15 protein-coding genes are annotated in these 18,737 nt (G+C 57.3%); 4 read left to right on the top strand and 11 right to left on the bottom strand.

The window, feature by feature from the left end:
- Positions 1 to 7: 7 nt before the first annotated feature.
- From C0V97_RS07420 to flhA, 9 genes are all read right to left on the bottom strand, one after another.
- A complete protein-coding gene (locus tag C0V97_RS07420) occupies positions 8 to 1,378 on the bottom strand; it encodes a hypothetical protein (RefSeq protein ID WP_158625369.1) in 1,371 nt (456 codons plus the stop codon).
- 589 nt (positions 1,379 to 1,967) lie between these two features.
- Complete coding sequence (gene motA / locus C0V97_RS07415) at positions 1,968 to 2,840, bottom strand: flagellar motor stator protein MotA (RefSeq protein ID WP_127101992.1); 873 nt, start codon at positions 2,838 to 2,840, stop codon at positions 1,968 to 1,970.
- A gap of 104 nt (positions 2,841 to 2,944) precedes the next feature.
- Positions 2,945 to 4,006, bottom strand: coding sequence for a flagellar motor protein MotB (locus C0V97_RS18320; protein WP_158625368.1), 1,062 nt, complete (start codon positions 4,004 to 4,006; stop codon positions 2,945 to 2,947).
- Between the two features lie 18 nt (positions 4,007 to 4,024).
- The gene (locus tag C0V97_RS07405; RefSeq protein WP_127101991.1) at positions 4,025 to 4,783 is read right to left on the bottom strand and encodes a hypothetical protein; all 759 of its coding nucleotides are present in this window, start codon (positions 4,781 to 4,783) and stop codon (positions 4,025 to 4,027) included.
- A 113-nt stretch (positions 4,784 to 4,896) separates the two neighbouring features.
- Complete coding sequence (locus C0V97_RS07400; protein WP_127101990.1) at positions 4,897 to 5,331, bottom strand: hypothetical protein; 435 nt, start codon at positions 5,329 to 5,331, stop codon at positions 4,897 to 4,899.
- Positions 5,328 to 6,698 carry a FliI/YscN family ATPase gene (locus tag C0V97_RS07395; RefSeq protein ID WP_127102024.1) on the bottom strand — a complete coding sequence of 457 codons (1,371 nt, stop codon included), beginning with the start codon at positions 6,696 to 6,698 and terminating at the stop codon, positions 5,328 to 5,330. The genes C0V97_RS07400 and C0V97_RS07395 overlap by 4 nt, the downstream gene beginning before the upstream one ends.
- A 62-nt stretch (positions 6,699 to 6,760) precedes the next feature.
- Positions 6,761 to 8,512: a DUF1217 domain-containing protein gene (locus C0V97_RS07390; protein ID WP_158625367.1), complete on the bottom strand. Its 1,752-nt coding sequence runs from the start codon at positions 8,510 to 8,512 to the stop codon at positions 6,761 to 6,763.
- Between the two features lie 49 nt (positions 8,513 to 8,561).
- Complete coding sequence (locus C0V97_RS07385) at positions 8,562 to 10,139, bottom strand: globin-coupled sensor protein (protein WP_127101988.1); 1,578 nt, start codon at positions 10,137 to 10,139, stop codon at positions 8,562 to 8,564.
- A gap of 271 nt (positions 10,140 to 10,410) precedes the next feature.
- Positions 10,411 to 12,444, bottom strand: a complete 2,034-nt coding sequence (flhA, locus tag C0V97_RS07380; RefSeq protein WP_127102023.1) for a flagellar biosynthesis protein FlhA — start codon at positions 12,442 to 12,444, stop codon at positions 10,411 to 10,413.
- A gap of 386 nt (positions 12,445 to 12,830) precedes the next feature.
- Between flhA and C0V97_RS07375 the strand changes: the two genes are divergently transcribed.
- Positions 12,831 to 14,405, top strand: a complete 1,575-nt coding sequence (locus C0V97_RS07375) for a tetratricopeptide repeat-containing glycosyltransferase family protein (RefSeq protein WP_233582033.1) — start codon at positions 12,831 to 12,833, stop codon at positions 14,403 to 14,405.
- Between the two features lie 4 nt (positions 14,406 to 14,409).
- On the opposite strand, the gene C0V97_RS07370 is transcribed toward C0V97_RS07375, so the two are convergent.
- Complete coding sequence (locus C0V97_RS07370; RefSeq protein WP_127101987.1) at positions 14,410 to 15,252, bottom strand: transglycosylase SLT domain-containing protein; 843 nt, start codon at positions 15,250 to 15,252, stop codon at positions 14,410 to 14,412.
- 410 nt (positions 15,253 to 15,662) lie between these two features.
- On the opposite strand from C0V97_RS07370, the gene C0V97_RS07365 reads away from it, so the two are divergent.
- From C0V97_RS07365 to C0V97_RS07355, 3 genes are read left to right on the top strand one after another with little or no spacing between them, the layout of a single operon-like run.
- Positions 15,663 to 16,754 (top strand): flagellar basal body P-ring protein FlgI, encoded by a 1,092-nt coding sequence (locus C0V97_RS07365; RefSeq protein WP_233582032.1) that lies wholly within the window; start codon positions 15,663 to 15,665, stop codon positions 16,752 to 16,754.
- A 10-nt stretch (positions 16,755 to 16,764) separates the two neighbouring features.
- Entirely contained in the window at positions 16,765 to 17,091 is a 327-nt protein-coding gene (locus tag C0V97_RS07360) for a rod-binding protein (RefSeq protein ID WP_127101985.1), read from the top strand.
- On the top strand, positions 17,088 to 17,495 hold the full coding sequence (locus C0V97_RS07355) for a hypothetical protein (RefSeq protein ID WP_127101984.1): 408 nt from the start codon (positions 17,088 to 17,090) through the stop codon (positions 17,493 to 17,495). Before C0V97_RS07360 ends, C0V97_RS07355 begins: the two co-directional genes overlap by 4 nt.
- Before the next feature lie 595 nt (positions 17,496 to 18,090).
- Here C0V97_RS07355 and C0V97_RS07345 read toward each other — a convergent pair.
- The gene (locus C0V97_RS07345) at positions 18,091 to 18,693 is read right to left on the bottom strand and encodes a DUF6468 domain-containing protein (RefSeq protein ID WP_127101982.1); all 603 of its coding nucleotides are present in this window, start codon (positions 18,691 to 18,693) and stop codon (positions 18,091 to 18,093) included.
- Between the last annotated feature and the right edge of the window lie 44 nt (positions 18,694 to 18,737).

The raw sequence follows: 18,737 nt of genomic DNA, 5'->3' as shown, positions 1-18,737 counted from the left end.
ATTGGCGTTACGCCGTTATGTTCAGTCGGCCGTCTCGGCCCATCGCAGGGCCGTCGTTTCGGGTTGACGCGTAGGTCTCGGTTGTTGCGTCGCGGTCCATGACATCCGGGATGCTGAGTTGCGGTTTATAGCCAGGATTGGAATTCTGCCCTCCACCCGCGAATCCTTGCCCTTGCGCGAACGAGGTCATGCCGCTCTGAGACTGGTGGTCATGCGTTTGTGTATTGGAGCCGGCAGACCCGGGAGCCACAATGTCTATCTTGATCGTGCTCGTATCGATTCCGGCTGAGGTCAATGCCGCGACCAGATCGTGTCTATTTTTGTTGAGGTTCTGCGCTGTGACATCGTCGTCACTTTGAAGGATGATACGGGTTGCTAGGCCATTCTCGCTCTCGAGGCTCAGATGGATCGGGCTCGAGTCCGCTGTCTGTATCGTCATAGAGAGAGCGGTCATATCCTGTGAAGGGCCAGACGATTGATCGGTTCCTAAAGACGGATCAGTTCTTCCCCCTGACTTGACTGTATCGGATAGGCTTCGGTCACTCAGATCGCTCTGTCGATCGGCGAGCAGCGATGCGAACTCGCTGTGTAGACTGCCAATCGAGTTTGCAAGCTGCGTCATCAACGGTTGAGGTGAACCACCGATTTCGTTGCGCTCGTCGGATGATGCGTCCCCGTCTCCAGATGATGCGCCGCTACCTAGGCCGCCGCCAGTCGTAGATCCGCTCTGTGTCGCATCTGCGTTCTGAGCAATCTCCTGGCCGGACGCGACGCCCGATGCTCCTGCACCCGCCTGCGGACTATCATCCAGCTCACGGACACCCTTGATGAGAGAATCAAAGCGAGGCGTTGGGCTCGTTATCTGCAGGAGCGGCGCGGCAGAGGGCGATGCGTTTGCCAGCCCTTCGTGAGTTTGGTCTTGAGCTGGCTGCGCGGATGACTGTTCATCGGTGATCTGAGTTGTCGAAAGCGACCTGCTGCCGTCAAAAGTTTCGATAGATGAAGTGACTGAGGCACCGCTCGTTATATTCGCGGCAAGTCGGGTGATCGTTACGCCCGGACTGCTTGGAAGGACCGCGCTCGAAGCCAATCTGTTCGATATCTCAACGTGACCCGTATTGGTCCCGATGAGATAGGCTCCGGCTCCGCCTGCAAGCGCTGATGATGCGGTCGTGTAAGCGGCAGAGCGGATTGACCTTGGCGCGGTGTCTGGCTGTGAAAGCGCGCTGGCGGAATTGAAGGGCAACTTCTCTCCGGCGGGGAGGGGGGTGATTGCTGTAGACGTCGATACGAAGGAATTGCCGTCGTCGGGATTTGAGTCCAAATTCTTCTGTGCCAGGGCGGACCCTGCGCTCGAAAGCGCGATAAAGCCACTCATAGTTGCGGTCGCCGTGGAGCCCGCGCCCGGTACTATCGTGCTTCCTTCGATCCCCGGTTTGTCTTGGTCAGCAGGGCTCGCTACCAATTCTGAAGATGTCGAACCAGGCGTGCCGTTTGAGGTCAGGACGGCGAAATTCATCGGAATCAGATAAGCCCCCTGAAGGCCTGGAGAACCCGATCCGTCCTTGACTTGAGAGCTCGTGGCGTCTGTGCTTTCCGCATTCGCCGCCGGAATGGGTCTATGAAGCGGCTTCGTCATAGCCTGTGAAGAGACAATTTGGGCACCCGATGAAATCGGGAGGCGTGCGCTTGAGTCGGAAAAACCTGAACTCGTCACATCGCTTCGACCCGAAGGGATTCTCTTGGGGTGTTCCGAGGTTGCTTGTCTTTGATGTGCCGCTGCGGAAAGCTCGTTCCTGAAGGCGGGCTTGTCGCTACCTGGTTCTGCGATCACCTGGGCGCCCGACGTTACGCGGCTCGCGAGGCCAAGGGAGCTCATTGTCGAAGCGCGTTCGTTACCGACTGAGCGGGAATGGCTTTCTCTGAGTTTCATTGGGGAGCCTCCGAAGGCCGGTGTTGCGTGCGGATCACGAGGCGACGGCCTGAGACTCTGAGAGCGCCGTGTCTAATTCGAAAAAGCTTGGCATTGCTTCCGGCGGGATCTCTTTACGTCCGATCTCGGCGCTGACCTGAGGGGGATTCCCTTGGAGATGAGCGACGAGCACCGTTTTGATGATGTTCTGATAGCGGCTGTCCTGCACGATCACGGCCTTGATCCTGGATGCAAGCGGTGCAACCACACCGTAAGATAAAAGGACTCCAAGGAAGGTACCAACGAGCGCCCCGGAGATCATCTCACCCAGGATCGCGGGTGGTTTGCTGATGGAGGCCATGGTCTTGATCACGCCCAGCACCGCCGCGACGATGCCGAGTGCAGGGAGAGCGTCGGCGATGCTGGTAAGGCATTCCGAGATATGAAGTTTCTCTTCCTGGTTCTTGCGCAGTTCGCGAGCCATCACATCATCGAGCTGATAGGCGTCTTCGAGGTTGAGACTGACGAGACGCAGATAATCGCAAATCAGATTCCGCGTCTCCTCATCGTCACGCACCTGTGGTGAAAGCGCGAAAATACCACTTTCCTCGGGATTTTCGACGTGCTCCTCAAGCGCCATAGGCCCTTTGGACTGGGCGAGGCGGGTCAGGCGGAAGAGGATAACCAAGAGACCAATATATGCGGCCTTGTCGTATTGCGGGCCTTTCAAGGCGAGCTTGAAATTATGCGGCAGTTCCTTGAGAGCGCCGAGAGAATTCGACATCACAAATATGCCGAGCGCGGATCCAAGAATCGTCAATAGCTCAAATGGCATGGATGCGAGAAGGGGGCCGAGTACGCCGCCGGAGGCTGCGAATGAGCCAAATACGCAGAGCAGGGAAAAAACGAGCCCCCCGATGAAAAGCATCTTGCAGTTCCAATTCTGAGTCTGATCTGGGAATCTGTAGGTCGAAAAAGATAGGGCTTAAATAGTGGTCTCTGCGAGGAGCGCCGCCGTAGGCGATCGATAATTTATTTCGGGCTAGGGGGATTATCTAGGTTTTTTTGACGCGCCTCCCCACTATTGGGGGGCTCGGGAGATGGTGAGTCCATATTTGGATGAAGGCGATGCATAATGATCACAACACGACGATTGGCAGCCGCAGAGGGTGTTGCCTGTACCGCAAGCTCACGGTCGGCTCCCCCTGAAACGTCGAGAAGCCGGGTATCGGGATACCCTGCCTTGACTAGGATTTCACGAGATTGGTCGGCTCTCAATGCAGAGAGTGTCCAGTTCGACATCGCGCCCGAAACCTTACCTTTGTAGGGGGCGCCATCAGTGTATCCGACAATTGAGATACGCTCTGGCATTGGGGCGAGCCATTTGGCTATCTCGGTGAGCATCGCGCGGCCCGCCTTGTTTGGGCTCGAGGCGCCAAGATCGAACATGGGCACATTCCGCGTGTCATGGAGTTCGATCCTGACCTCTTTTCTCCCATAGGATATCGAGAGATTGTCGGTATAGGCGCTTGTTTCGCTGCCATCCCTCAGCGCTTTTTCCAACTTGCCCGTCATTTCGCCCAGGCTTTTCTGCTCGGCTTTCGCTGCCTCGGAGCCCACTGGTCCCGGCTTGTCTTGACGTGAACCGCTTTCTGGGCCGCCAATCGGTACAATTGCTGCCTGAACTGGGAGTGATTCGTGTTCCGTCTGATGACGGATTGCCGGTACCGCGTCGATTGGTGACGAAGCACCATGGCCTACGTAAGGGACCGGCACTGGTCCCGCCGTATCCATGTTGGCATCATCTTCCAGGCGATCGAAGCTGCTGCCGCCCATCATGGGAGCGGGAGGGGTGTCAACGATCTTCTCAGGCGGAACTGCCGATTTCTCATCGGCTAGAGGGTTAAAATACTGTGCAATCCCGCGACGCTGTTCGTCGGTCGTCGCGTTCAGCAGCCACATGACCAGAAAGAACGCCATCATTGCAGTCATGAAATCAGCGTAAGCGATTTTCCAAGCGCCGCCGTGATGGGCTTCATGGCCGTCATCCGCGGATTTGCGGATGATGACAGTTGGTCGGTTCTTTTTGGCCATGAGCGCCCTGCGTTCCCGTTATCGTCCCTTTAGATGCAACATGCCAAGACGCGAAGAAGGGGTCCCCTCAAATCCCGCTCGTCCAGCATGGTTAAGGGCGATCGAAGTATCCAGCCAGACCTCACCTCCCAAATCCCGCCAACGCTTGCAGAACGTGAAATCTTCACTCAGGTAGGTGCCTGTTTCCTGGTCGATGCTTCCGTCGAATAAGGCGTAACACATCGCGCCGTCACCGGAGCCAGCAGCGTCGATGCGCTTATAGGCGGTTTCCGGGTGATGTTTGATCATTGCGGCAATCGCCTTGCGGCTGATCATCATGAAGCCGGTTCCAGCGTAATGGGTCCTGAAAAGCGGCCCTTTTTCCCAGGACCCGTGCATCGCATCTGTTTCACCCACGTAGCGCAAAGACGCAGTTTCCATCTTCTCGCCGCGATTGAGGTTTTCCTGCGTTCCCTTGTCCCAGAAGCGCTCCTTGATCGGATACATTCCCGCGATGACGTCCTTGTCCGCTGCGAGCAGTCGTGCAGGTGCTTCCGCTGGAAACCCGATATCCGCGTCAACGAAGAGGAGATGCGTCGCATCGGAACGGGTGTAGAATTGATGGACAAGCGTGTTGCGCGCGCGGCTAACCATCGCATCATCACCCAGCAAAGACAGGGTCATTGGTATGCGAATGATACTCGTGCAAGCAATGATCGACTCCATATATTCCTGCGTAACGAGCCCCCCGAAGCAGGGCGTCGCGATGAATATCTTGGCGTTCTGTGTCTCTTCCATAACGTTCCTGATCGCTACTGAAAATAAGGATGCACCGCTGTCATAGCAGGCTGGAATGAACAGGTTATTGCGCGTGACAAAACGCGGCTTCCCCGGGCGTTAAAACAATCTTGTCAAACACGTAAGCCGCGGAACTGCCGGGCCCGTAATGATAACTCATCGAGCTCCGCCTGCTCACGGCGTACGTGAGAATCATTACGCTCTTTTTCTCGACGCCGGAAGAGCGTCTCTGTTGCCTTGCATTCGAGCGCCGCTCGCAAGGCAACGTTTTTGGCTCGCTCGGTTTGCACCACTGCTGCGCGTTCTGCCTCCTCTGCGGTTGCGAGCCTTTCAAGCCCGGCCGGAAACCAGGCCCTGAAGTCCTCCATTGTTGCGTTGCCCTCAGAGGCTATCTGACGCTCCAGAGCAAGTGTTTCGGTGGCATAAGCCACGCTTGCCGTAGCTTCGCTTTCGAGCCTGCGCATCGCGATGAGACCTGACTTCGCCGCCTGTTTCTCGCGTTCCCTGAGTTTGACGAGGGATGCGAGCGCACGCAGGCGCCGCGTCATTGCGGGCCCCCATAGGCCGCTATGAGATTTTTGAGGGCAAGAAAGCTATCGGAAAGCGCTCTGACCTCGGCGCGATCTTGCTGCAGAAGAGACTCTATATCAGGAGCGAGCCGAATCGCGCGGTCGGATTTGGCATCGCTCCCCTCGCGGTAGGCGCCGAGTTGCACGATGTCCTGAATGTCGTCCCATACGGCCAATGTCGCTCGCGCTTCGCGGGTGAGGGCAATTTCCTCTGCGTTATTGCAACCCGATGCCGTGCGCGAGAGGGACTTGAGGACATTTATTGCCGGGTAACGCCCCGCCTCCGCAATGCGTCGGTCCATAACAACATGGCCGTCGAGTATGCCACGAACGGCGTCTGCAACGGGCTCATTGTGATCATCACCTTCCACCAACACTGAATAGATCGCCGTGATCTGTCCCGTCTTTCGATTGGGCGCGGGGAGGCCCGGTCCTGCCCGCTCAAGGAGCTTCGGCAGCTCCGCGAAAACGCTCGGGGGATATCCTCTTGTTGCTGGAGGTTCGCCACTGGAAAGGCCGATCTCACGCAGAGCATGGCAAAAGCGCGTGACGCTATCCATGAGGATAAGAACGGATTTGCCTTGGTCGCGAAAATATTCGGCTATGGTCGTCGCCGTGTAAGCCGCCTCCCGTCTCATGAGAGGAGGAGAGTCGGACGTGGCGATAACGACGACGGCTTTGGACAATCCTGCTGAACCAAGATCGTCCTCGAGAAACTCGCGTACCTCACGCCCGCGTTCACCTACGAGCGCGATCACCGCAACATCGCAGTTGCTGTTGCGTGCGAGCATACCCATCAGGGCTGATTTCCCAACCCCTGAACCTGCGAAAAGCCCTAGCCGCTGACCTTCCCGGCATGTGGCAAACAAATCTAGCGCAGAAATGCCGAGACTTACACGCGGCCCGAGGCGCGCGCGCATTGCCGCCTCAGGCGGCTTGGCGCGAACATTGCACGGCGTTCCGTTGGGGGAGAGCGGCTGCTTGCCGTCAATTGGTCTCCCCATCGGATCGATGACGCGCCCTATGAGATCGTCGCTGACCGTCAAGAACGCCCCAGAACGCCCCTTTCGCGTTTCATAAGGAGGTAAAGGGAACAGAGCACGACAGCCGGCGCCGATCCCGTCTAATGGCCCAAACGGCATGGCGATGGCCTCGCTGTTGCGAAAGCCAACGATCTCGGCGTCAACTTTGCTTTCATCCAGGGCGAGAAGCGTTACCCGATCTCCAACACCAGTGAATCCTGTCATTCCGGACAAAGATACTGAAAGACCGGTCACTGCAGTGACGGAACCCTCCAGCGTGGCAACGGGGACGTCATCGAGGGGTGTCTCAACAGCGTGTTTTATCGTCTCAAGACGTGAAGCGAGGGAGCCGAGCCATGCTTCAGAAAATGTGGCGGACTGCGCGCTCAAAACAGGCCGGAATAGACGCTTGAGGACGATGAGCTGTCATTGTCATCGAAAAGGGCCAAGATGCCGGACTTGGAGTTGTCGCCACCGAACAAGTCAAGCATGTCTGCAGGCTTATCAACGGGTTGGGGGGTGATCTGAAGAAGTGTCAGATATTGTTCGGCATATTTTTGGATCTGCTCAGGCGTCTTCAACTTTGAGAAGTCGACCTTCTTGGTGAGCATACGCAATTGTTGGTTATAGCTGAGCGCGCCGAATGTCGATGGATCATATCCGGACACAGTCTCCACGACCTGCAACAGCTTGGTATCGGACATAAGCTGATTGATCGAGGTCACACTGCTCATTTTACGCGTGAAATACAGGGCATTACCTACCCCGTTATCCGTATTCGCATCGTTCGACTCATATTGCTGCTTCTCATAATTCGAGATGATTTGGTCGATCGATACGCCATCGACGGTGCTTGCTATCGTGCTGTCACTCGTCAAGACCGTTTGAGGCGCCTGCGCGGTTTGAGAAAGGTTGGGGGGCTGTAACGCTACACTGTACTGCACTCCATTTACGGTTGCTTTGAGCGAGGGGATATCATGCGTATACTGCCCGTTCACCTTGAGCAGATTTCCCGATGCGTCAAACCCGACAGAGACAAGGGTGCTGTTGACTGTCGAGCCGTAGGGATCAACAACATACGCATTCCATGTTCCGGGATCACTGCTGTCCTGCGCCCATTTGACCGATAGATAGGTGCGACCGAGTGTCACGTTATTCGCGTCATCAGAGGCTTGGTTTGGGTCGAACGGGGCGGTGACGTAGGTTTGGTCAGTTCCAGAGATAGTGCCGAGCGTTGCAGAGGGCATCGTCAGGGAGGTACTGGAAGAGTCTACGTTCTGAAGCAGGACCGACTGGTTCGAACTCGTCGCTTGATAGCTGTTTTCCGCCATCGTCACACCCGTCCCACCCCCGAGCGATCCCAAGGAAATCGAGATGGCCTGTCCCTTGCCATTTGCGTCATTCAAAGTAATGGGGAGCAATACGGCTTGCCCAGAGGCTCCCGAGGCGATGCTAGCGCCCGTGAACACGTTGCTGGCTGAAGCGAGCGTACCGTTGCTATTGAAAACAACATTGAATTCGTTATTCGCGACCAGGGCGTTGCCATCCGCATCATAGGCGGAGACATTCCAGCTTAATGGATCAGAGCTGCTCTGTGTCCATTTGAGCGCGACCTGATGGGCTCCGGAGAGATCGTCATACGCGGTGACCGAGGGGGACGTATAGATCTGGCCGGTTGACGCTGCCGAGGGAAGGGTGGCGCTCATAGTGAGCGTCGTCGTTGGTTTATAGGTCGTGCTCAGCGCCGTCGAGCCGGAACCAGCAATAAACGTTGTGTCTGCCGTGCTCCCCTTGTTCTGACCCCACACCTTGAAGGCATCGGCAAAGGCCAGCCAGGTTGCGTTCTGAGATTTGCGCGCCAGAGACGTGCTGGAGCTGGGATCCTGGGTGAGGAGGTCCTTGATCAGTGCGGTTGCATTGGCGTAATTCCCCATGCCGAAGGCGCCGAGCACAACCTTGAGAGATGAGTAGTCCTTTAGAAGGGCATCTGCTGAGGTGATCGCCGGCGCTTTCTTCTCGAAGGCAGCAACGGCCTGTTTTGTCGCAACATCGCTCTTCGCGTAATTGGATGCCGCGAGATCTTCGTCTTTCAGAGCGGAGAGATAGCTGGCGACAGGCGATATGTTGGTTATGGCCATATCAGTCTCTCCAACTCCCCGGTTCGTGACGAAGTTTATCCCGAGAAGGTTACGAAGAGGTTTCCAGAATGTCCCTGCGCCTTCCTTCGCACTCAGGTGGCGATTCCAGGGTGGGTAGTGTGCGAGAATTTTTTCTCGTGGCCGCGCCGTCAATTTCCCCCGCGATGACGAAACGTCTGACGAGCTGGCTGAGCGAGCTCGCAGTATCGATGAGGCTTCGTACCGCATCGGCGCTCTCCTCGGCCGCAGCGGCGTTTTTCATGGTTGTCTCCTCTAGCCCACTCATGGCGACGTCGAGTTCGGTCAGGCTCTGGGATTGGCCTTGGGCGGAGGTGGCAATGACTGTGACGGCGCTGCTTATTTCACGGATTTGCTCCATTACCTTTTGCAGTGCGAGACCGGCCTCCCGCACTTTGGTCACGCCGAGCCGCACATTGCCGGCCGACTGCGCGATCAACCTGCCAATTGCTTCAGCAGCTTCGCGCGAACGCTGGGAGAGGGCGCGGACCTCATTTGCGACAACGGCAAATCCACGCCCAACGTCACCTGCTCGGGCAGCCTCCACGCTTGCATTCAGCGCGAGTAGATTGGTTTGGAACGCGATCTCGTTGATAATTGTGATGATCCCGCCGATTTCCTGAGACGAGGTCTCGATGGCGGTCATCGCTGCGATGGTGTCATTTTTGATGGCATGAGCATGCTCGGCCTCACGCCGGGCGACGATGACCATTTGCTCGGTTTTGCGCGTCTCCATGGCGGTCTGCTTGACGCGTTCAGCGATTTGCCCAAGTGCGGCGGACATTTCCTCACCCGCGGCCGCCTGTTGCTCGGTGCGGCTGGAGAGTTGGTCGGCACCATGACCTATCTCGCTGGCATTGGTCCCCACATGGGCCGCCTCAGCACTGATATCGCGTATCGTCTGCTCGAGCGTTGTGGCAGCCTTATTGAAGTGCTGCCTGAGGGCATCGAGCCTATCCGGTATGACGCCATCGGCAATCCGGCGAGAGAGGTCTCCGTTGGCCAGGGCACTCAAGGCCTCTCCGAGGGCTGTGACAGTCGAGCGATCTTCCTGAGCGCGTCGTTCTTGCTCTTCCTGCAGTCGCGCGCGGGCCTCATCGACACCCGCCATATAGGACGAAATTGTCAGATCGATCTCAAGCAAGACAGCCTTGATGAGACTCTCTATCCGCGCAGAAACCTTCTTCGCGTTTGACGGAAAAAATCTGCTCGTAAGTCCTTTGGAGACGCTTTCCTCGATGACCGCGCGGATAAGGGGGACGAGGACCTGACCATAGGCTCCAATATAAAGGCTTGGATTCAAACCGATCCGGGCATGAGCCGCACCTATCCTCTGTACGTGCGCGACATAATCTTCGTCGAATCTGGCCCCGGCGATACGCTGCCAGTGATCAAGTTGTGCCTGTTTTGCACGCGCCATATGGGCGTCGTCGCCGAAAAAGCCCTGTGTCTGAGGCGTTTCACGAATTTTACGATAAAGACCATCGAGTGCTGTCGGAAGCTCGTTCCTTATGAGTTCGGCCATCGAGCGCAACGCCGCGGCGTCGCTCTCATTCATGCCGATGAAGTCCTGCTTGCGATTGAAATCGGTAAGAAGGGTTCCGGTCATGTCGAGACTCCTCGCTTTTTCTTTCTATGTCTCCCATGCGTCATGACGCGCGCGGTACCGACTGAACTTTGGAGGAAAGCGAAGAGAGGACTGTTTGTTGCTATTGTCAATCATCAAGTGATGCGGCGCACAATGCGATGCACGGAACGTTTCGGCTAATCGGCAGCCAATTTCGTCGACAGGACGCGCAGCAGTCGTCAGTCCGGAACCTCCCCGCTACTAGGCACCTCTTCGCTTCGATTTCAGCTGTGAAAATTTTAAGGACGCGAAACTAGGAGATTGTTTCCACCGTCTTGATCCGCGCTCGAGGATAGATTTCGGCCTGCGATAATACGGGCACCGCCGGGCGGACACGCTCGACGATGGAGCGCATGGGGTCACGGACCGCAGAAGAGACCACGATGACGGGTACTTCACCGCTCGTGGACACTGCATTGAAGGCATCGCGCAGCTTGAGCACGAAGCGATTGAGCATCGAGGGCGGCATGGCCAGGCGCCGTTCGTCTCCCTGTCCGGCGATATGGTTGGCGAAATCATTCTCCCATTCGGGAGAAAGCGTGATCATGGGAATATATCCCGCTGGACCCTCCAATCCGCTGCAGATCTGTCGTGAAAGACGGATACGAACGTGGCCCGTCAATGCCTGGATCCCGCGCAGACCCAGGCCATTGCCTTCCTGGATGCTCTCTAGGATTGTCGGCAGGTCACGTATCGAGACGCGCTCCGCCAGCAGGGACTGCAAAACCCGTTGAACCGTACTCAGGGTTACCTGAGAAGGGATCAGGTCGCCCACGAGCTTCTGCTGATCTCGGGGCAGTTCATCCAACAGGCTCTGCGTGGCGACGTATGTGAGCAGGTCAGGCAGGTTTTGTCTCACAAGTTCGCTCAGATGCGTAACAAGCACGCTCGCAGGATCGACAACGGTACATTTCAGAGCCATGGCTTTGGGCTTCAGCGCAGGAGCGATCCACACCGCCGGAAGACCGAAAGCAGGTTCGGTCGTTCTCTCGCCCTCAAGGTCCGGCGTGCCTCCCGACGGCGTCATCGCCATAAGACGACCGGGGCGCACTTCTCCTGAGCCGATCGTAATCTCCTTGAGCTTGATCACGTAGCGATCGGATGGGAGGACGATATTGTCCTGTATCCGGATAGGCGGTGTGATGAATCCCATTTCGGAGGCGATGGTTCTTCTCAGCGCCTTGATCTGCTCGGTGAGCTGCGCGTTTTCCCCGTTGGTCATGGGAAGAAGCCCGAAACCAAGCTCCAGGCGCAGAAGGTCCAACTTGAGGACTTCGGAAATAGGGGTGGCGGAGGGAGCGGGGGCGGTATCGCTCACCTCAGCTTCCGCGTCATCGGACGCCGGGACTTTCCAACGCCACCATGCGGCAGCTCCGGCGAGCGCGCCAATGGTCAGAAACGGAAATGCAGGCAGGCCGGGCATAAGTGCGAAACAGCCGGACAGCACCGCGGCCATGGCCATGGGCTTGGGATTTCCGCCGAGCTGACGGACAAGGGTGACGTCCGCAGAGCCGGAGGTGCCGCCTTTCGTGACGACGATACCAGAAGCCGTTGAAACGAGCAGGGCCGGGATTTGTGAGACGAGACCATCACCTACCGTGAGTGTGGTGAACGTGCTCGCCGCATCACCGATCGGCATGCCGTAGCGGAGAACGCCGATGGCGAGCCCCCCCACGATGTTGATGGCTGTGATGATGAGCGCGGCAATCGCGTCTCCTCGCACGAATTTTGCGGCGCCATCCATGGCACCGTAGAACGAACTCTCATCCTCGAGTTCCTTGCGTTTCAGCCGCGCGACCTTGTCGTTGATGGCACCCGACGAGAGCTCCGCGTCGATGGCCATCTGCTTTCCCGGCATCGAGTCCAGAAAGAAGCGCGCCGCCACCTCGGCAATACGCCCGGACCCTTTCGTGATCACCATGAAATTCACGACGAGAAGGATACTGAACACGATGCCGCCGATCACGACATCGCCCGCCATCAAGAAACCACCGAATGCCGCAACGACGTGGCCCGCGGCGTAAGTCCCCTCACTTCCATGGCTCAGAATCAGGCGTGTCGTGGCGATTTCAAGAGAGAGCCTAAGCAGCGTCGTCAACAGAAGCAGAGTGGGAAAAGAGGTGAACTCGATCGGACGTTCGAGGAACAGAGAGACCATCAGAACGAGTACGCTGGAGGTGATCGACAGCGACAGGCCAAGATCGAGGATGAAGGTTGGAAGTGGGATGATCAGGATCGAAAGAAGCAGGAGCACGCCGATGGCGAGACCGACATCGGTGCCCGGAATAGCCCTGCGCCAGGACGTTTTGTAACTGCCGTCGCGAACTGATTGCGAAGCGCGGTTAACCTGACCCGAGAGAGATGAAAGGAGGCGTGCGGCTGTTTTTCCGCCAGAGTAGGGGCGGTTGGGGGAGGGGGGGGAGACCGGGGAAACGTTTGCGCTATCCAAGATGTCCGCTTTCCTAGCCTTCGTCGTTATGGCGCCTGCTCTTGAATGCAGGAAACCCAGACGGAGCGTTCTGTGGGGTATGTGGCGCAAATTGTTCCGCTTTGCGCCCGAATCTCGAGGCTAGAGGTATCCCGACTCGCGCGGATGAGGCAAGATATTAAGCGTTACGCGTTCATTGATCGCGAACCCGCCCAATCAATAGTCCGAACATGATCGGTGATCGCATGACACATGACCCGCAAAGCCTTGTTCCGCGAGCGGTGGATGATGCACCGTCGACCGGGGAGGCGTGGTCGAAAAACCCCGGCATGCCCCCTGCTCCTGAAAAATTCGTTGAAACCTGTGAAGCGTTGCTAGGCGCCGGCGACGGTATGGCGGGACTTAAGCTTATCCTTGAGACGATCGCTGTTCATCAACAGGAGTGGCAGCTTTCCATGGCGGGCGCGTCGCTCGTCCTGCGCTTTACGACGCGGTACGATATTGTAGAAATCCTCTTGCGCAACGTCATCCGTCTGCAACCTGACAAGGTTCCCGCGCAAGCATTTCTCGCTCATTTGCAGATTGTACGTGGGGATTTGGGGGGAGGGTGCGCGAGTTTCGCGCGTATGATGGCGACCTACCCTGAGCACAAGGCGGAGATAGGCGAGTTCATCAGTATGTCCCTGCTGGAAGTGGGATATCCTGCGGAAGCTCTGGAGGTCCTGAAAAGCCTTTTCAAGGATGGCGACGAGACCGCTTCTTTGTTGAATAATGCTGGATGTGCTCTTGAGCGGCTCAATCGCTCTACTGAAGCGCTCCCTTGGTATGAAAAGGCTTTGAGGCGTGAGTCCGGACGCAAGGCCATAATTTTCGGTTACGCATGTACACTGATAAAAGCGGGCCAGTTCGAACGGGGGTGGCCGGTCTATTTCGGTCGGGAGTTGCAGATCGGCAGGCAGCAGGAGTGGCTGCGTGCTATGCCGCGGCTACGCCCGGAAGTCGATGTTGCGGGCAAGCGCATTCTTCTTTTCCAGGAGCAGGGTCTTGGAGACACGCTTCAGTTCATACGCCATGCCTCCACGCTTGCCGCGCGCGGCGCACGAGTTGATATCTCCGTCCCACAGCCCCTCATTCGTCTACTTCGACATTCTTTCCCTGATATGACGGTGCTTGAGCCTGGCGTGATCAGCGAGACTGGCGCCTATGACTACGTATCTCCGATCCCCGATCTTCCCTACATAACCGGCATGCGGACCGTACATGACATTCCCGCTGCGGTGCCTTATCTCTCAGAGGTCCCGAGTGATCGCGAAAGAATGGGCGCGCTACTGCCTTCCGGGCGTCCGCGTATCGGGTTGGTGTGGGCAGGCGAAAGACGCCATCGTTCGGAATTCGCGCTCGCGGACATGCGTCGTTCAATTTCATTTAACGACATGGCGGGCGCGATTTTGCCGGCGGACGCCATTTTCGTTAATCTTCAGTTTGGAGCGCCAAGGGAGGAATTGAAGGCCTGGACCGGCCAAATGATTTACGATCCCATGGGCGACGTCCGCGATCTGGCCGATACCGCAGCTCTCATGCGCGGTCTCGACCTGATCATTTCGGTCGACACATCCCCGGTCCATTTGGCGGGCGCACTGGGATGTCCGGTCTGGTTGATAAGCCGATGGGATGCGTGTTGGCGATGGGGGGACGAAGGGACGGGAAGCCCCTGGTACCCTACGATGCGGGTTTTTCGCTCAAACCAGCGTTCGTTTCAGCCTGTCCTCGAAGAGGTTGCCAAAGCTTTGAGGCTATGGATCGACATGCGCCCGGCCTGACGGGTCACCCTGTAGGGCGTGCCAGTTGTGTTGGCATGCTCCTGTACGAGGCAAGACTGCGTCCCTTCATCCCGTTCATCCCGGACCGGTGGAGAGGGGGCTGCGTAAAATGACTAAATCCCTGGAACGGGTGGAACGCTTTCACCACGGGGCGCGACCCTTCGCCCGCATCTGCGAGGATAGCGTCGCCGTACGGTGATTGACTGCGTGTTTTTTCCGGCACGGCCACTGGGGCGCCGCGGAGCGGACGCTTTTGGTTCGCTACGGGTGCAACCTGCTCGTCGTCCGGTATTGCCCAGGTCTCGAGCACTTTCCACTGATAGGGAGTTCCGAGCCCCGGGGTCTGTGAGTGATAAGCCGCGGCGGCACGTGGCCAACTGCCCATCTTGTCGTGCATCTGGGTGAGGAAACGTCCCGCATAAAGGGCATTCGACATAGGGTCGAATGCCTGGTCAAGTGTCGGGAAAGCATCGGGATGCTGTTGCAGGTTCACTTGCAGACAGCCGACGTCGATTGACAGGACACCTTCCTTGCGGAACTCCGTAGCAGCTGTGATGGCCTCTTGCTTGCTATCGTAATAATGGCCAACCCCGTTTGCCATGATTGTCCATGGCCATGCTGAGAGATGTCCCTGCGCATCGGTCTTTCCGCTCTCGACCCGACTGATCGCGTACAGGAAACCATCAGGAATGTGGAGCGAGCGTTCTGCCTGATTCGATGCGATACGGCACTGTTCCGCCTGGAAGCTTTGGGCACGCCCCGGTGCGGCAGGCGCAATAATAGCGATACACAGCGCAGCGAGGCGCAGACTGCCTTTTTTTAAACCGGAGGATTGTTCTGCGGTCATGCTTCCAGATCGCCTACCAGCGAAATTGAGGGCAGGCCGCCTATTGGCAGCCGGTCATGGGATGAGGACTCACCGCACTCGGAGCGGCCATTCAGACAAAAGATGCCTGCGTTCCGTTACAGGATTACCGCAGGCTGAGCCAACCATAATTTTCCGCAGCGTTGCGGCAGCATCTCAAACGTCCCTGCGATACGAAGCATTAACCTTGTTGTGGTTGAAAGCGACTCTTCCTTATCGTAGGCTCCCGCAAACAGGCCCTCGTTAACGATGGCAGTCGACGGTGCAGGGTATTCCGCTTGATCACAAAATTCCGTTCCACGTTTCTTGCGAGGACTCGAGCTGGGCTGCGCGGTCATGTAATGCGCTTCCGGAATAGTGGAGGCACGATCGGTCGCTTCGTTTGCGGGCCCATGTTCTGCTTATTGATTGGCGTCGGGCTCTATGCGCCAGTCGCGAATGCGACGGCCGTGCGGGTGAAAGACATCGTCGATTATGAGGGTGTGCGCGATAACCAGCTTGTGGGGTACGGACTCGTTGTCGGTCTGCGCGGGACCGGCGATCGATTGACGAACACGATTTTCACGCGTGAGACCCTCATAAGCATGCTGAACAGGCTCGGGGTGAATATCCGAGATCGCGAAGTGCAGCTGCAAACTCACGATGTTGCCGCTGTGATGGTCACGGCGACCCTCCCTCCGTTTTCTCATGGGGGCGGTCGTATTGACGTGACCGTCTCTGCCGTTGGTGATGCCCGGGACCTCGCAGGGGGCACTCTGCTTGTGACGCCGCTCCAGGCGGCCGACGGCGAGGTCTACGCCGTTGCGCAAGGATCGCTCGTTACGAACGCCTTCGCCGTCGGGGGTGCCGCAGCTTCCGCGACGCGCAATATTCCGACGACAGGGCATATCGCCAACGGGGCCGTGGTTGAGCGAGAGGTTCCGGTTGTTCTCGGGAGTGGCGGACTGATCCATCTTTCCCTGCGCAATCCGAACTTCACGACTGCAAACAGGATCGTCACCGCGATCAATCGTTCTCTGGGGCGGGGTATGGCGCGTATGGATGACCCACGGACGATCTCCGTGAATATGGCGGGACGGGACGCTCCTTCTCTGCTTTATAGGATCGGAGACCTCATGATCGAACCAGACACAATGGCGAAGGTCATTGTTGATGAAGCGAGCGGAACAATCGTCATGGGGGATAATGTGCGTATCAGCACTGTTGCCATCGCTCAGGGAAACCTGACGATCCAAGTGACAGAGACTCCGCTCATTGCCCAGCCTGCGCCCTTTTCCAATGGAACGACGGCGATCGTGCCGCGCACACAAATCGACGCCAGCACAGACAGCTCCCACCGGCTGGGGATACTACGCGAAGGCCCGACTCTCGCCAGTCTGGTTGCGGGCTTGAATGCCCTTGGTATGGGGCCACGGGATATGATCAGTATCCTGCAGGCGATCAAGGCCGACGGGGCGCTACAAGCCGATCTAGAGGTACGATAAGATGATAGGCATGACGCTTCCAGCGGTTTCCCCTCTTTCCGGCGCGCAGAACGACGCTCTTGACGATGCACAGAGGAAGGCCCGTAGCGCAAGCGCCGACAAGGCGCGTGAAACTGCGGAGTCATTCGAGGGCCTCGCGCTGGGGGAGTTGCTTCAACCCATGTTCGATACCGCTGACGTGTCCGATAACGCGTTCGGTGGGGGGGCAGCCGAGAAGCAGTTCCGTTCGTTGCAGGTGCTGGAGATGGGTAAGCAGATCGCGAAGAATGGCGGTGTGGGTATCGCGGAGAGTGTCTACAGACAGATACTAGCGATGCAGGAGCAATCGGGGTCATGAACGGCGCAGGAACTGACGGTTCGATAGCGGTCAAAAAGATTATTTCGCGTTTTATGGTCTTGCTTGAGGAGGAAAATGCTCAGCTACGCGCCGGTAAGCCGGAAGCGGTTGAGGCTCTACTAGAGCGCAAGATGAAGCTCTCCAATCTGCTGGAAGAGGCATTGCTTCGCTTCGAACGAGAAAATGGAAACAAGGCGGCTCTAGCACCGACGATGAGTAATTTGATCCAGCGTGTTGCGGAGAATCAAGCTCTCCTCGAGCATGTTTCTGCCGCGCAGACCGAGTTCCTGAAATTGATCTGTGCGCCGCATGTGGACGAGGAGCAGCAAGCCTATAGTGCATCCGGCCGCTATGCTGCTCGAACGGCGCAAAGTGAGGCGCTCACCCTGCGTAGCGATATTTGAGAATCGGAAAGTGACACCTAGCAATGATGGGGCGCGCCCTGCTTCGCAATCGGAAGACGCGATCAGGGCGTACGGGACCAGGGGGAGTCAGGGTCGCAAGTTGGCACTGTTCAGAGCTGGCTCGCTGCTCTCGAGGTCGAGTGGGGGCGCTTTCGCGGCGCTCATGACACTGACGTCCTGTCAGTCACCAGCCAAGCCGTACCTCACCATGGGCAAGCGCATAGCGGATGCAGGGTTTGTTGCTCATCCGGCCAACACGACGGCTCGCTATGCGATGATGAATTCGCTGCCCCCAGGCGTTATGACTTATCGTCCGTCTCCGGCTGGGCTAGTTTATCTATATGCAGACCCGATTGGGTGCGGTTGCGTATACATGGGATCGGATGTTGCATTCGTCTACTTGCTGAACTCGTCGCCTATCGTAAAAAATCAGCATGTGCCAATAAAAAACGTTCCCTCAGTGGCGGAAATGGCCGCCGAGAATAGGCGTGATACGTCAGGCTGGGACTGGAGTGCCTGGTCTAATCTCGCGGATCCTGGCCCGACGCAGCCCCGTTATGTTAGTGGCGCCGCCTGGTGATATCGTCCCGCTGAGTTATTCGCCCAGGAATTTACTGCTCAGGCGCTGTCGTGCGCTTCGATGAACGGGCTTCGGCTTGTCCAGATTTGAGGAGATGGCGGCCGCAGGATGGGGAACCCGTGAAAGCGTATCGCTCGTTTGAGGTTGTTCCGCCTGGGCTTCAGGAGTTTCTGTGGCGCTATCGGCCGAATCATCGTCATCGTGCAGAATGGGTGTCTCGATCTTTCGAAGCATATCCAGTTTGATATCGGAAGCGTCTTCTAGGAGCTTTCCAAGCGCCTGCTCGCTTGTCTCCGCCTGTCTCGTGAGCACGCTCAGTTGCTCGGCCTTCGAGTCTGCTTTGTCGACGAGGGTATCGAGTTCACCGCCCACAATCTTAGCCTGCTCGATGGTCCGGCTTAAGGGGCGGCCGCTGACCTGACCTGCCACGCGCAGCTTTTCGACGCCATCATGGGCGTTCTTTATACTGGTTTCGAGCTTCTCGATAAGTTTGATCAGGCTGGCTCTGTCGCTCTTCAGAGCCGAGAGCGTTTTGCTTATGTGGAAGTTATAGGCGATGCCCAGCAGGAGCAGGACGGATAGAGCTGCTTCTATGAACACCTGGATCTGAGCGAGCATCGACGTTCAAGCCTCCATCACTTTCTTATTTTCCTTAGCGCTCA

Origin of the sequence: Asaia sp. W19, assembly GCF_003994335.1 — a bacterium.
Classification (GTDB): Bacteria; Pseudomonadota; Alphaproteobacteria; order Acetobacterales; family Acetobacteraceae; genus Asaia.
The sequence above is the reverse complement of the archived record's forward strand: the minus strand, read 5'-3'. Positions and strand labels throughout refer to the sequence as shown.